At 68.5% G+C, this 14588-nt stretch carries 13 protein-coding genes and 1 tRNA gene; 7 read left to right on the forward strand and 7 right to left on the reverse strand.

Annotated features, from left to right (window positions below):
- From ACWEO7_RS35110 to ACWEO7_RS35120, 3 genes are all read right to left on the reverse strand, one after another.
- The coding region (locus ACWEO7_RS35110) for an amino acid adenylation domain-containing protein (RefSeq protein WP_452429662.1) at positions 1–1574 on the reverse strand (1574 nt) is incomplete at its 3' end.
- 292 nt (positions 1575–1866) lie between these two features.
- Complete coding sequence (locus ACWEO7_RS35115) at positions 1867–2850, reverse strand: DNA-binding response regulator (protein WP_450022670.1); 984 nt, start codon at positions 2848–2850, stop codon at positions 1867–1869.
- 143 nt (positions 2851–2993) lie between these two features.
- On the reverse strand, positions 2994–3869 hold the full coding sequence (locus ACWEO7_RS35120; RefSeq protein WP_452429664.1) for a M23 family metallopeptidase: 876 nt from the start codon (positions 3867–3869) through the stop codon (positions 2994–2996).
- 207 nt (positions 3870–4076) lie between these two features.
- On the opposite strand from ACWEO7_RS35120, the gene ACWEO7_RS35125 reads away from it, so the two are divergent.
- The 3 genes from ACWEO7_RS35125 to ACWEO7_RS35135 all read left to right on the forward strand — a co-directional run bounded on the left by ACWEO7_RS35125 (position 4077) and on the right by ACWEO7_RS35135 (position 6252).
- A complete protein-coding gene (locus ACWEO7_RS35125; RefSeq protein WP_452429666.1) occupies positions 4077–5123 on the forward strand; it encodes a nitronate monooxygenase in 1047 nt (348 codons plus the stop codon).
- A gap of 62 nt (positions 5124–5185) precedes the next feature.
- A complete protein-coding gene (locus tag ACWEO7_RS35130) occupies positions 5186–5578 on the forward strand; it encodes an SCO5389 family protein (RefSeq protein WP_355081478.1) in 393 nt (130 codons plus the stop codon).
- Between the two features lie 125 nt (positions 5579–5703).
- On the forward strand, positions 5704–6252 hold the full coding sequence (locus tag ACWEO7_RS35135) for an HD domain-containing protein (RefSeq protein WP_452429668.1): 549 nt from the start codon (positions 5704–5706) through the stop codon (positions 6250–6252).
- A gap of 16 nt (positions 6253–6268) precedes the next feature.
- Here the strand turns inward: ACWEO7_RS35135 and ACWEO7_RS35140 are convergent, their stop codons facing one another.
- The 4 genes from ACWEO7_RS35140 to ACWEO7_RS35155 all read right to left on the reverse strand — a co-directional run bounded on the left by ACWEO7_RS35140 (position 6269) and on the right by ACWEO7_RS35155 (position 10055).
- On the reverse strand, positions 6269–7906 hold the full coding sequence (locus ACWEO7_RS35140; protein WP_452429670.1) for a long-chain fatty acid--CoA ligase: 1638 nt from the start codon (positions 7904–7906) through the stop codon (positions 6269–6271).
- Positions 7900–8502, reverse strand: a complete 603-nt coding sequence (locus ACWEO7_RS35145; RefSeq protein ID WP_452429672.1) for a serine hydrolase — start codon at positions 8500–8502, stop codon at positions 7900–7902. The genes ACWEO7_RS35140 and ACWEO7_RS35145 overlap by 7 nt, the downstream gene beginning before the upstream one ends.
- A gap of 132 nt (positions 8503–8634) precedes the next feature.
- Entirely contained in the window at positions 8635–9666 is a 1032-nt protein-coding gene (locus ACWEO7_RS35150; RefSeq protein ID WP_452429674.1) for a cation diffusion facilitator family transporter, read from the reverse strand.
- Positions 9663–10055, reverse strand: a complete 393-nt coding sequence (locus tag ACWEO7_RS35155; protein WP_450022656.1) for an ArsR/SmtB family transcription factor — start codon at positions 10053–10055, stop codon at positions 9663–9665. The genes ACWEO7_RS35150 and ACWEO7_RS35155 overlap by 4 nt, the downstream gene beginning before the upstream one ends.
- A 526-nt stretch (positions 10056–10581) precedes the next feature.
- Between ACWEO7_RS35155 and ACWEO7_RS35160 the strand changes: the two genes are divergently transcribed.
- The 4 genes from ACWEO7_RS35160 to ACWEO7_RS35175 all read left to right on the forward strand — a co-directional run bounded on the left by ACWEO7_RS35160 (position 10582) and on the right by ACWEO7_RS35175 (position 14346).
- Complete coding sequence (locus tag ACWEO7_RS35160) at positions 10582–11724, forward strand: acyl-CoA dehydrogenase family protein (protein ID WP_452429676.1); 1143 nt, start codon at positions 10582–10584, stop codon at positions 11722–11724.
- Positions 11725–11805: 81 nt separating this feature from the next.
- Entirely contained in the window at positions 11806–13278 is a 1473-nt protein-coding gene (locus ACWEO7_RS35165; RefSeq protein ID WP_452429678.1) for a flavin-containing monooxygenase, read from the forward strand.
- Positions 13279–13352: 74 nt separating this feature from the next.
- Entirely contained in the window at positions 13353–14180 is an 828-nt protein-coding gene (locus ACWEO7_RS35170; RefSeq protein WP_452429680.1) for a DUF1542 domain-containing protein, read from the forward strand.
- A gap of 93 nt (positions 14181–14273) precedes the next feature.
- Positions 14274–14346: transfer RNA gene (locus ACWEO7_RS35175), tRNA-Arg, on the forward strand.
- Positions 14347–14588 lie beyond the last annotated feature (242 nt).

A 14588-nucleotide genomic window follows, 5' to 3' on the forward strand; every position in this document is an offset into this window, starting at 1 on the left:
GGCAACGCCGCCCGATCCAACTTCCCCACCGGCGTCAACGGAATCTCATCCAACACCACAATCGACGCCGGAATCATGTACCCCGGCAACGACTCCCCGATGTACTCGGCGAGCGCGTCGGTGTCCACGTCGGCGCCGGGGCGCGGCAGCACGTACGACACCAGTGCGGTGGCACTCGATGGCAGCGCCTTGCCCAGGGTGGCCGCGAAGTCGATATCGGGATGGCTGGTGAGAGCGTTGTCGATCTCGCCCAGTTCGATGCGGAAACCGCGGATCTTCACCTGGAAGTCCGAGCGGCCCAGGTACTCGATGACGCCGTCCTGGCCGCCGGATTCGGTGCGTCGCACCAGGTCACCGGTGCGGTACAGCCGCGCCGCCGGGTTGCCGCTGTCGGCGCCGAACGGGCTGGCGACGAATCGCTCCGCAGTCAGGCCCGGCCGGTTGAGGTAGCCCTGCGCCAGCGCGGGACCGGACAGATACAGCTCGCCGACCACCCCGGCAGGCACCGGCCGCAGCCGCGAGTCCAGCACGAACGCGCCGACGCCCGGGATGGCCGTGCCGATCGTGATGGGCTCGCCCGGCGTCATCGGCGGCGTGCTGGTGGCCAGGATCGTCGCCTCGGTGGGCCCGTAGCCGTTGTAGAACTCGCGCTCGGTCGCCCAGCGTCCGACCAGTTCCGGGCCGAACTTGTCACCGGCCACCACCACGGCCTGCAGGTCGTCCAGTCCGGCCGGATCCACCGATTCCAGGGCGCCGGGCGTGATGAGCATGTGCGTGACGTGCTCGCGCCGCAGCAGATCCGCCAGCTCGAAACCGCCGAACACCGTCGGCGGCGCGATCACCAGCGTCGCGCCGGAGGAGAAGGCCAGCAGCAGTTCCAGCACCGAGACGTCGAAGTTCGGCGAGCAGACGTGCAGAACGCGCGAGTCCTCCGTCACTCCGTAGTGCTCGCGCTCCGCGGCGACCAGCCCGGCCAGACCGCTGTGCGTGACCACGACGCCCTTGGGCTTGCCGGTGGAGCCGGAGGTGTAGATGACATAGGCCGGGTGCCGCTCGTCCAGCGGACGGACCCGGTCGGTGTAGGAGATGGGGTGCTCCGGGCGCGCGGCGATGCGCGCGGCCTGCACCGGGTCGTCCAGTTCGATCCAGTACACGCCGGTGCCGAGCACCGGGCGGTGCGCCGAAGTGGTCAGACCCACCGTGGCGCCAGAGTCGGCGACGATGTGATTGATCCGGTCGGTGGGATAGGTCGGATCCACCGGCACGTAGGCCGCGCCGGTCTTGGCGATGGCCCAGACGGCGAGCACCGACTCCACGCTGCGCGAGATTCCGATGGCGACCACGTCGCCGGGCCCGACACCGCGCTCGATCAGCTCCCTGGCCAGCCGCGAGGACGCCGCGTCCAGCTCGGCGTAGGTGAGCTCCCGATCGTCGGCCGGGTCCCCCGTGGGGTTGTACCGGATCGCGACCTCGGTGGCGGCGGACTCGACCGCGGCGGTGAGCAGCTGCGCGAAAAGCGGACTGCCCGACCTGCGGCGACGGCTACCGCGAGCAGAGCGACGGGCGGTTTCCATTCGAGTGCATTCACCTCTCGGATCGAGCCAGGACCCGGGCGCTACCCTGCTCAGGGCTTGTTATCCGGGGCCAGCGCGGACCGAGCAATCATATAAGGGGCTGACCACTGAACCCGCGCGCTGTATTGGATTGCCGCGGATGCCGTCGGTACGGTCCGCATCCCCCTTGTCGCGTGCTGTCCTCTCGTAGGACACCATCCGCCCCCCTGGAATCGGTGTCTTGCCTGATTCCTGCCGTTATATCGGTACTTACGCCATCGTGTTGCACTAGTGCCCGAATCGGTGAGCTTGGTCACAGCCATCCACGCCGCGTGGCCTGCACCCCCGCCTGGAATCTGGTGCTCGCCCCGAGACGCTCCAGCAGCCGTGCGGTCCGGCGGACCACCGTGCGCCGGGACATACCGAGCCGCCGCGCGATGGTGTCATCGGTCGCGCCGAGCCCCATCAGGGTCAGGATCGCGCGGTCGCGTTCGTCCAGCGCCTCCGCGGCCGGGTTCACCGAGATCGGCGCCGCCATCGTCCACAGCACATCGAAGGTCTTGATCAACAACTCGAGCGTGGGGGAACCGGTGATGCGCAGACCCATCGGGTCGGGCCTGCGTTCGTCGGCGTGCAGCACCAGGCTGGCCCGCTCGTCGTCGCTGATGATCAATTTGAGCGGCGGCTCGGGCAGGGTTCTGGCCTGCGCACCGCCCGCGTTGGTGGACAGCGCGTGCCGCAGGCGCTCGGGGTCCTGATAGACGGTGTCCTGATACAAGGTCTGGTAGCGGATGCCGTCGGCGAGCCTGGCCCGTTTGAGTTCGAACAGTTGGCGCTCGCGCTCGGGATCGCTGAGATAGGGCCCGCGCTCGACCAGCTTGACGCAGCTGCGTGCGCCGGTCTGCATCTCCTCGAAATCCGCCAGCATCTCCAGCCGCTCGTACACCGGCACCACCGCGCCGTTGCCGCGGGGCGAGCGGCGCACCGAGCGGAACGTCTCGCTCAAGCGTGCTGCGGCGGCGTGCATCTGGTTGATCTCCTGCTGCCTGCGCCGAGCCTCGGCTTCGGACAACGATTCCGGCGCGTGCGCGTCCCACAGCGGTTCGCCGTCGGGCGACTCGACGCGGACCGCGGCGCGCAATTCACACAACACATCCAGCGAGTCCGCGGCGAGGTCTTCCGAAACGCCCAGGTACTGCGCGATATCGGCGAGACTCGACCGCGGATGGTGCACCAGCACGGCGTACGCGCGGCCGTGCGGTGACCCAGGCTCGAAGATGTCGCCCAGCTCGATCACGGCCCGAGCCTAGCGACCGACCGGTGTCCGTGGGGCAGCTCTACGAGACCCGGCCGCGAACCGCCTCCCGAGTCACCGGGACGCGGGAGGCTTCGCTGCGCGCAACCGTGCGCTGATCGGAATATCAAGCCGGACAGGGAATGTCAGTGCGCCGACGGGCCCCACTCCAGGGGCACTCCCTTGGCGGCCAAGTAGGGCATCGGGTCGATCTTGGCGCCCGACTGGTCCCAGATCTCCAGGTGCAGATGCGGACCGGTGGACTGACCCCGGTTGCCGACGGTGGCGATCACATCGCCCGCGTTCACCCGCTGGCCCGCGTGCACGAACATCTCGTTCACGTGGCCGTAGACGGCGGTGGTGCCGTCGTCCTGCCGGATTCGCACCCACAGACCGAAACCGGAGGCGGGCCCCGCCTCGATGACGGTGCCGTTGCTGACCGAGTGGATCGGCGCGCCCAGCGAGTCCGCGAAGTCGAGGCCGTAATGCATGGCGCCCCAGCGGCTGCCGAAGCCGGAGCTGATCTCGCCGGCCACCGGGCGCACCGCAGGCGCCGGAGCGACCTGCTGCTGCACGCCCTTGAGGGCCTCCTCGGCCTGCGCCAAGGGACCGATGACCTCCGGGGGAAGATTGGGAATGCCGAACGGCGCGGCGACCGGTGCGGCGATCTGGCCCGCGACCGCGGCGGGCTCCGGCGCGGCCTGCGCGACCGGCTCGGCGGCGGCCTTCGCCTCGACGATCGGAAGGATGCTCGTACCCTTCACGGTGGAGGGCGCGGCCTGCGTCTCCTCGTCGGCATCGTGCGAACCGGGCAGCAGCGGCGACGCGTAAGCGAGCGCGGGAGCGACCTGGCTGGCAGCGCCGATCAAGGCGCCCGCGGCAACCGCCGCGGTGGCGGCGGCCTTGACTCGTTCGGTGGCGGACGGCTCGGCGCGGTGCCGCGTCGGACGGCCCGATTCGCCGCCGTCGCCGAGGAGGCTCTGGACGGTAATGGAACTGGGGCCTACACGGTGCTGCGACAAAGCTGAATCCTCGGTCGTACAACAGGGTCCGGGATGCCGGAGCCCTAGCGGAACCGGTTCGATAACGATCCGGTAAAGCCGGGGCGGATAACGGTTTGGCATCCGTCGTGACGGGAACTCTACCGCGTCGTGACCATTCCGCAACCTTCCAGCAGAAAAACGCTGGTGAGGCCCGGGTCACATGTCCAGATACGCGACAATCGAACCGTGATCCTCGACCATTTGGACGTTCCGATCGCGCTCGCTCCCATGGCGGGCGGCCCATCCACCCCCGAGCTGACCGCCGCCGTGGCCGAAGCGGGCGGTTTCGGCCAGCTGGCCGCCGGTTATCTGAGCGCCGCCGACACCGCGGCGCGGATCGCGGCGACTCGCGCGGCCACCCGCAAGCCGTTCGGCGTGAACCTCTTCGTGCCAGGCCCGCCGACCCCTCCCGCCGATCTGGCGGACTACCTGGCCGAACTCGGCGCCGAACACCAGCTGGGAGATCCGCGCTTCGACACCGACGACTGGGACGCCAAACTGGACCTGCTCGTCGCCGACCCGGTCGCGGCCGTGTCGTTCACCTTCGGCTGCCCGAGTGCCGCGGACATCGAACGGCTGCATGCCGCCGGTTCCGAAGCCTGGGTCACCGTCACCTCGGTCGCCGAGGCGCGCTTCGCCGTCGAGGCGGGCGCCGACGTGCTCATCGCCCAAGGCGCGGAGGCGGGCGGGCACCGCGCGACGTTCACCGATCGGCCCGCAGACGACGCCACCGACCCACTCGGTCTGCTGGCGCTGCTGCAATTGCTCTCCGCCGCCACCGACCTGCCGCTGGTGGCCACCGGCGGCCTCACGACGGGCGCAGGCATCGCCGCCGCGCTCGCGGCGGGCGCCGCGGCCGCGCAATTGGGCACGGCGTTCCTGCGCTGCCCCGAGGCGGGTACCAGTCAGATGCACCGCGCCGCGCTGACCGCCGACACCCCGACGATGCTCACCCGCGCCTTCACCGGACGCAGGGCACGCGGCTTGCGCAACCGCTTCCTGGTGCGGCACACCGCTACCGCGCCGACCGGATACCCGGAGATCCACTACGCCACCGCCCCGCTGCGGGCCGAGGCGCGGGCGGCGGGCAACCCCGATGAGGTCAACCTCTGGGCGGGCCAAACCCATGAGCTGACACCGGAGCTACCTGCGGGTGAACTGGTCTCGGCCCTGGCCGCCGACACGAAAGCCGCACTGGAAAAGGCACTTTCGCGCCGAATCCAGCATTATTGACAACGACTTTCGTTTAGACTTCAGTGGCATCGCATCGACGTCCAGCACTGGAGGAGAGCGCCATGTCCCTTGATGTCCCCACCGCAGTACTCGAACGCGCCGAACGCGGCGAGGTCGACGACGCCGACTTCGTCGAGGTCGTACGCAATTCGCTGCCCTACGCCTGGGAAGTGGTCAGCCGCGTAGCCGGTGAACTGCGTTCCGGGACGGCTGAATTCGCCGACAACACGATCGCGCCGCCCGACGAGGTGGCGCGCGGGCAACTGCTGCGCGCCATGGCTTCCGACGCGATTCGCGGTGGGCTGGAGCGGCACTTCGGCGTGAAGCTCGCCTTCCAGAACTGCCACCGGGTCGCGGCGTTCCCGCTCTCCTCGGTCGGCGGCGAGACCTACACCACGTTCATCGGCACCCGGGCCCAGCTGCTCAACCAGAGCCCGGAACTGCGCAACTGCTGATTCACCGCACCGAACACCCGGCGCGGCAAACCGTTTCGCCCGCGCCGGGTGTTCTCGCGTATGCGGCGCCGTGCCCGCGCGTCGCCGCCGCCCGTGACGGTCGGCTGCGCGTAGGGTGAACCGCCATGAGCAGCAACGATCTTCGCGATGAGGTCGAGGCCCGGCTCGCGCCGTGGCGCCAACAGCTCGGGGCGGACCGCGCCGCCTACACCAATCATGTGCTGCGGGTGCTCACGCTGTGCGATCTGCTGGCCGACGACCGGCAAACCCCGCCGAGCGCCCGTGAGGAGTTCCTGACCGCGGCCGTGCTGCACGACATCGGCATCTGGTCGGCGGGCAGCTTCGACTACCTCGCGCCCTCGTGCGACCAGGCGCGCGCCTGGCTGGCGAGCATCGACCGCGACGACCTGACCGGACTGGTGGTGGCGATGATCGACCAGCATCACAAGATCCGCCCGGCGGGCCCACCGCACGACCCGGTCGAGATCTTCCGGCGCGCCGACGCGATCGACGTCGAACTCGGCTTGCTCGGCCGGTTCGGCATCTCGCGCGGAACCTATCGTGAGCTGGCGAAGCGCTATCCGAACCACGGCTTCCACCGCAAGCTCGTCTCCCTGGTCGCGCGGCGGTTGCGCAGCCACCCCGCGTCACCACTGCCGATGGTGAAGTGGTGACGCGGGGGCGGTGGCGTCAGGACAGGGTGGTGACTTCCAGGTCACCGTCGGCGTACTGGGCGCGCAGCCGCTTCTTGTCGAACTTGCCCACACTGGTCTTGGGGACCTCGGCGATGAACGTCCAGCGTTCGGGCAGCTGCCATTTGGCGAACTTGTCGGCCAAGAACTCCCGCAGTTCTTCGGGTTTGGCTTCGGCGCCCTCGGCCAGCACGATTGCCACCAACGGACGCTCGTCCCATTTCTCATCCGGCACACCGATCACCGCGGCCTCGGCGACCGCCGGGTGGGCGATCACCGCGTTCTCCAGATCCACCGAGGAGATCCACTCACCACCGGACTTGATCACATCCTTCGAGCGATCCACCAACGTGAGATAACCGTCGGGGCTGATCTTGCCGACATCCCCGGTCCGCAACCAACCATCATCGAACTTCTCCGGATCGATCACCGTGCCGTCGGGCGAATAGTACGAACCGGTGATCCACGGACCACGCACCTGCAACTCCCCCAACGACACCCCGTCGTTGGCGACCACACCGTCGTCGCCGACCAGACGCGCCCGCACCCCCGCCGGGAAACGGCCCTGCGTCACCCGATACGCCCACTTCTGCTCCTCGGTGACCGCGGTCGCCGGCGGGTGCGCCACACTGCCCAACGGCGAGGTCTCGGTCATCCCCCACGCGTGCAGCACCCGCACACCGTGCTTGTCCTCGAAGGTGCGCATCATCGACGGCGGCACCGCCGAACCACCCACCACCACCGCACGCAGATGCGTGATGTCCTGTGGGTTGGCCGCCAACCCGGCCAGCACCCCACCCCAGATCGTCGGCACCGCCGCGGCGAAGGTCGGCTTCTGCGCGGCCATCACCTCCAGCAGCGGACCCGGCTGCAGGAACCGGTCGGGCATCAGCAGATTCGCCCCCGCCATCAACGCCGCATACGGCAGACCCCACGCATTCGCGTGGAACAACGGCACGATCGCCAGAATCGAGTCGGTGCCGTGCAAACCCATCCCGTTGTTCGCGGCCACCTGCATCGCGTGCAACCAATTCGACCGATGCGAATACACCACACCCTTCGGATCACCCGTGGTGCCGGAGGTGTAACACATCGCCGCGGCAGCGCGCTCATCGATCACCGGGAAGTCGTAGGTGTCCGGCTGCGCACCCAGCAGTTCGGTGTAGGAATGCACCTGCACGCCCTCGGGCGCGGTCAACGTGGCCGCGTCGCCGTTGACCACGATCACGTGGCGCACCGTCCTCAGGTGCGGCAGGATCTGCCCGAACAACGGCACCAGGCTGCCGTCCACCAGCACCACCTGATCCTCGGCGTGGTTGGCCACATACACCACCTGCTCGGGGAACAACCGGATGTTCAACGCGTGCAGCACCGCGCCCATCGCGGGCACCGCGATATAGGCCACCAAATGCTCGTTGTTGTTCCACATGAACGTGCCCACCCGGTCACCGATCCCGATGCCCAGCCCACCCAACGCGTTCGCCAACCGCGCCGACTCCGCACCGACCTCACGATAGGTCATGGTGCGCACGCCGGTACCGGTCCACGTCGACACGGTCGAATCCCCAGCGAACGTCGATGCGTAGCGCAGCAACGTCGCCAACGACAACGGCTCGTCCTGCATAGTGCTCAACATCGGAACTCCTTCTTCCATCGATGACTTCCCCACAGAAAGCCACATCGTTCTCGGCCACCATCGGGTTCCGTACCAGCAGTTCCCGGGTCCGCGGCGGTGAGCGCCTCCCCCGGCGGGTTCGCCACGCCGGACCGATGCGCGAGCACCTGCCCGATCGTGCTGGATTCCTCGCCGTGACGGGCGTATTCGGGGATGCGGCGGCCGATCGGCGCGTGCGGTTCCAGCAGTCCGCGCTCGGTGCGCAGGCGCTCGGCGAATGCCGTGACGCACTCGGACGCGGAGTAGGTGACGAACGGCGTGGTCATGTCGACCGGCACATTCGGCGCGTCGGTACCGTCGCCGTCCACGTGGCGCAGCGCTCGGTGGAATGCGACTTGTTCGGGCCTGCGCACGCTCACCTGTGCGGCCGGGCGCACACCGCTGCGATAAGCCGGTCGCATCCGCTGCCATAGATACTCCGCGTAGTCGCGCGCAAGACCGGCTTCGGGCGGATCCACTTCCGCGCCGATCGACGCGACGATGGCGAGATCTTCCGGCTTGTAACTGCGTAGGACCAGGTCGGGCAGCTCAGGGAGAGTCGGTACACGCGGCGGCATGGTTCAGCACGCATCGACCATGAGCCACATCACACCGGGGATGCTACCCAACGGTAGGCCGCTGTGGGCAGCGGCCGCGGAACAAGAACCGCGACCACCCATCCGACGGCATACGCCATCAGTTTGCGCTGGTCAGCTCGGCGCACGACCCGGCCCGGAGACCGCGACTTCGGTATGCGCCGGATAGGCGTGCACCACAGCGGTGTCCAGCTTGGGCACCACATGGGTCAGGGCGTGCTGAGCCTCGTGCGCGACGCGGTGCGCGTCCGCGAGCGTGATCGTCGGGGCGACGTCCAACTCGACGTCGGCGTGCAGCCGGTGACCGATCCACCGCATGCGCAGGCTGCGCACGCCCTGCACGCCGGGCTCGGCGGCCAGCGCCCGCTCGGCCGCGGTGACCATCCCGGGCTCGACGGCGTCCATCAAACGGCGCAACACGTCGCGCGCCGCGGTTCGCAGCACCGCGAGGATCGCCGCGGTGATGAGCAACCCGACGATCGGATCCGCGAGGGGGAAGCCGAGCGCCACTCCGCCCGCGCCGAGCAGCACGGCCAGCGAGGTGAAACCGTCGGTGCGCGCGTGCAGACCGTCGGCGACCAGCGCCGCCGAGCCGATCCGCCGACCGACGCGGATCCGGTACAGCGCGACCGTCTCGTTGCCCAGGAACCCGACCAACCCGGCCGCGGCGACCCAGCCCAGATGCTCGATCGGCACCGGATGGAGCAGCCTGCGCACCGCCTCATATCCGGCGATCAGCGCCGACAAGGCGATCATCGCGACGACGAACAGCCCGGCCAGGTCCTCCGCCCGGCCGAAGCCGTAGGTGTAGCGCCGGGTCGCGGCCTTGCGGCCGAGGGCGAACGCGATCCACAGCGGAACCGCGGTCAGCGCATCGGAGAAGTTGTGCACGGTATCCGCGGCCAGCGCCACCGAGCCGGAGACGGCGACGATGCCCAGTTGCAACACCGCGGTGCATCCGAGCACGACCAGGCTGATCTTGACGGCCCGGATGCCGATCGCGCTGGCCTCCAGCGCGTCATCCATGCTGTCGGCGGCGTCGTGGCTGTGCGGGACGAAGATCTCCCGCAGCACAGCGAAGGGTCCCGAAGGATGCCGGTGGTGATGATGATGTCCGTCATCGTGGTGGTGATGCCGATGGGTCATGCGCTCGCCTCGTCTCGGCCGGGGAGTTCACGCAGCGCGCTCGCGCCACGATGATGCGCGGGTACGCCGGGGCCCGCGTGCTCCGCGTTGTACACCGCGTCCACCACGAGTTGCCGGACGTGCTCGTTCTCCAGGCGATAGAAGATCGTCGTCCCCGATCGGCGGGTGTTCACCAACCGCGCCATGCGCAATTTGGCCAGATGCTGGGACACCGAAGGCGCCGGCTTGCCGACCTGTCCGGCCAGGTCGTTCACCGACAGTTCGCGGTCGACCAGCGCCCAGAGCACTTGCACGCGGGTGGGGTCGGCGAGCATGCGGAACACCTCGACAACCAGTCCGACCTGATCCTCCGCGAGACGCGGCCGCCATTCCTGGCTATCTGCATTCATACGCAGATATTAGAACAGACGAAGCCGCCGATACCAGCGCTCCGGGCCGGTGTGGCGGCGGCACCCCCTGCGTTGCCGCCGACACACCGGTCGACCCCGGATCCCGACAGTCTTCTGTCTTAGCCGAGTGTGGCGTCAGCGCGCCAGGCGAGCGAAGCGATATCACCCGACTGAGACAAACCGATCGGCACGCCCTTCCCGCGATGTGGACATGCCGCGCGCACAACGAGGGTTACCAGCACGAATACCGCGGCGTCGCAGCGACGTTCACGCGCACCTGTACACACAACTGCACGTGCAGAAGGAGCGTCCTGCAACGAGATCGCACTCGGCCACCAGGTGCCGCTCCGGTCGGAACATTCTGCACCGAACTCGTCGTATCCGCCGCAATCGTGTCCGGACCGGAATGTCCCGCCGTGCCGCGCCCTGGATTCGCCGGCGACCGCTCCCCGACGTGAAGAAGCCGCCGGACACGCCCGGTTACTGTGAATCACGAGAGACACCGAGCGACCGTGGAGTAGACGACATGCCAGTGGACCGAATGCTGCCCACCTCCGAGGCCAGGGACCTGCTGGAGCTGACCCGCGACATCGCCGACAAGGTGCTCGAACCGCGCGTGGCCGAGTGCGAGAAGACCGGGATCTTCCCCGATGGCGTCTTCCCCGCGCTGGGCGCCGCAGGGCTGCTCAGCCTGCCGTATCCGGAGGAATACGGCGGCGGCGCGCAGCCCTACGAGGTGTACCTCCAGGTGCTCGAGGAGCTCGCCGCCCGGTGGGCCGCCGTCGCCGTGGCCGTCAGCGTGCACAGCCTGTCCTGCCATCCGTTGTTCGCCTTCGGCACCGAGGAACAGAAGGAACGCTGGCTGGCCGACATGCTCTCCGGCGAGACCATCGGCGCCTACAGCCTGTCCGAGCCGCATGCCGGTTCCGACGCGGCCGCGCTGCGCTGCCGCGCCACCCCCGTGACGGACGGCTACCGGATCACCGGCGCCAAAGCCTGGATCACCAACGGTGGACGCGCCGACTTCTACACCCTCTTCGCCCGTACCGGCGAAGGTTCCCGCGGCATCTCCTGCTTCTTGGTCCCCGGCGATACCGAGGGGCTCAGCTTCGGCAAGCCCGAGGAGAAGATGGGCTTGCGTGCCGTGCCCACCACCACCGCGGCCTATGACGACGCGTTCCTGCCCGCCGAACGTCGCGTCGGCGCCGAGGGACAGGGACTCTCGATCGCCTTCAGCGCCTTGGATTCCGGCCGTCTCGGCATCGCCGCGGTCGCCACCGGCCTGGCGCAACGCGCCCTCGACGAGGCCGTCGCGTACGCCAAGGAACGTGAGGCGTTCGGCCGCCACATCATCGACCACCAGGGGCTCGGCTTCGTACTCGCCGACATGGCCGCCGCCGTGGACTCCGCCCGCGCCACCTACCTCGACGCCGCCCGCCGCCGCGACGCGGGCCTGCCGTACTCGCGTCAGGCCAGCGTGGCCAAGCTCGTCGCCACCGACGCCGCCATGAAGGTGACCACCGACGCGGTCCAGGTGTTCGGCGGCTACGGCTACACCCAGGATTTCCCGGTCGAGCGCTACATGCGCGAAGCCAAGGTCATGCAGATCTTCGAGGGCACCAACCAGATTCAGCGCCTGGTCATCGCACGCCAGCTCGCCGGGAACTGACGCCCCAAGGTGGCCGGAAATGCCGATTGAATGACCGCGGATGTCTTCGGACCTGCGGATACCGGCTCGTACCCTGAATGGATGACGACGCCGTCCATCATCATCATCGGTGCCGGATTCGGTGGGCTCGGCATCGCGCTGGAGCTGCGGCGGGCCGGGCTGGACACTTTCACGATTCTGGAGCGCGCCACCGATCTCGGCGGCGTCTGGCGGGAGAACACCTATCCCGGCGCGGCCTGCGACGTGCCTTCCCCGCTGTACTCGTGGTCCTACGAGCCGAAGTCCGACTGGCCACGGCGTTTCTCCGAACAGCGCGACATCCACGAGTACATGCAGGGCGTAGCGGACCGGCACGGCCTGCGACGCTTCATCCGTTTCGGCACCGAGGTCACCGACGCGGAGTTCGACGAGCGCACCGGCCAGTGGACCGTCCGCACGGCCGACGGAGCGCAACTGACCGCCGACATCCTCGTCCCGGCGGTCGGCCAGCTCTCGCGCCCGGCCCTGCCGAACATCCCGGGCATCGAAACCTTCACCGGTCCGGCGTTCCACTCCGCCGAATGGGATCACGACGTCGACCTGACCGGCAAGCGGATCGCCTGCATCGGCACCGGTGCCAGCGCGATCCAATACATCCCGCGCATTCAGCCGACCGCGGGTCACCTCACGCTGTTCCAGCGCTCCGCCGCCTGGGTGCTGCCGAAGGCCGACGTCGAGTACAGCGCTCTGCATCACGCACTGTTCAAATACTTTCCGCCCAGCCGCCTCGCCGAGCGCTTCGCCATCTGGTTCTTCTTCGAGGCGCTCGCCCTCGGCCTGACCGACATCCCGGCTATCAAGGCCCCCGTGATCGCCTTGGCCGACCGGCATCGGGAAAAGCAGGTGCCCGACGCCGAACTGCGCGCGAAACTGACTCCCGACTACGCGGCGGGGTGCAAGCGCGGACTGTTTTCCAACGAGTACTTCCCCGCGCTGGCGCAGCCGAACGTCACCGTGGAGACCACCGCCATCGAGTCGATCACGCCGACCGGAATCCGCACCGCCGACGGCGTCGAGCACGACGTGGACGTCATCATCTTCGGCACCGGCTTCAAGGGCACCGAGTTCCTTGCCCCGATGAACATCTACGGCCTCGGCGGACGCAAACTGGCCGACGTCTGGGGCGACGAAGGCGCCCGCGCCTACCTCGGCCTCTCGGTCCCCCAGTTCCCCAACCTGTTCATGATGTACGGCCCGAACACCAACGTCGGCTCCGGCTCCATCATCTACATGCTCGAATCCCAGGCCCGCTACATCCGCCAGGTCGTGCGGTACCTGACCGATCGTCCCGGCCGCTACCTCGCCGCCCGCCCCGCCGCCGAGCAACGCTGGGACGACTGGTTGCAGAAGCGGTTGAAGGACACCCCCTGGAACTTCTGCTCCAGCTGGTACCGCAACGCCTCCGGCCGGATCACCAACAACTGGCCCGGCGCGACCCTGCTGTACCGCTGGAAGACCAAGACTTTCGACCCCGCCGACTACGACGAGGCGCAAGCACCCGCCGCGACGCCGTGACCTACGCACTCAGTGAGACCTCAGCAAGCCGACAGTAAACTGGCCTTGTCCGAGATCCCGCGGAAGAGGTGCCCATGTTCTGGCTGCTTATCGCCTTGATACTCGGCGCGCTGATCGTCTTGCTGATATGGCAGTCACAACAGAGCGAACAGCGTAAAGCTACCGAGTTGGCCGACGCTCTCGCCGACGCCAGGCAAGTGAACGAACGGCTCGGCGGCCAGGTCTACAGCCTCTCCGGCAGCAACGACGCCGCCGTCCAGGCGCTCGCCGACGCCTCCGAGCGGCATCTCGCGGCCGGCGCGCAACTCGACCAGGCCCGCACGCCCACGCAGGCACGGCTGGCGAAGCAGACCGCGCTGGAAGGGCTCTACTACATCAGGGCCGCCCGGACCGCGATGAACATGGACCCGGGCCCCGCGATCCCCGGACTCGACGGCCAGGACGCCGCGGGGCAGGTGACCGAGAAGCGCGTCGTCGAGTACGAGGGCAGGCAGATCAAGGCCGCCCCCGAACCCTCGTCCTCGACACCGAACTACTACCCCGGCGGCCGAGTGGCCGGACGACCGGTACCCGCTGGGTGGTACTCCGAACCCTGGTGGAAACCCGCCATGGTCGCAGGCGCCTGGGGACTCGGCTCGGCCCTGCTGTTCACCTCCCTGTTCTCCGGGATGTCCGGAGTGGGCTACGACGCGCACGGCTTCGAGAGCGGCTATGGCGAAGGGTTCCAAGACGGACTGGCCGCGGACGACGGCCAGAGCGGGGACTACGACCAAGGCGGCGACTACCCCGGCGGTTACGACCAGGGTGGGGACTACTCCGGCGGCTACGACGACGGCGGGTTCGACGGAGGCGGCTACGACGGCGGCGGGTTCGACGGCGGAGGATTCGACGGGGGCTTCTGATCCCGTCCCCCAACGCCCATAGGACAGCGATGCGGCCTCCGAGCCCGTTACCCGGTAGACTGCGGACGTCCCGGGCGGGCCAAGAGCCCCCCAGCCTTCGTAGCTCAGGGGATAGAGCACCGCTCTCCTAAAGCGGGTGTCGCAGGTTCGAATCCTGCCGAGGGCACAACATCGGCGCAGGTCAGGCCGTATTCCGCTCCGTGTCGCGGACCCCGGACCCCGAGCGGGTACGCAGTGAGTACGCAGTAGCGAAATCCGTGCGCGCGGCATCCAGCCGAGCAGCTACGTCGTCCAGATCGTCATCGAACAAGTCTAATGGTGACGTCGGATATTGAAACTGTCTGAATGCCCCTTGGGCTGTGTGTCTGTCGTCGGTGTCATCGCGGTTGACAGGCTCGGATCAGCGAC

The sequence above is a fragment of the Nocardia sp. NPDC004260 genome, assembly GCF_053603155.1.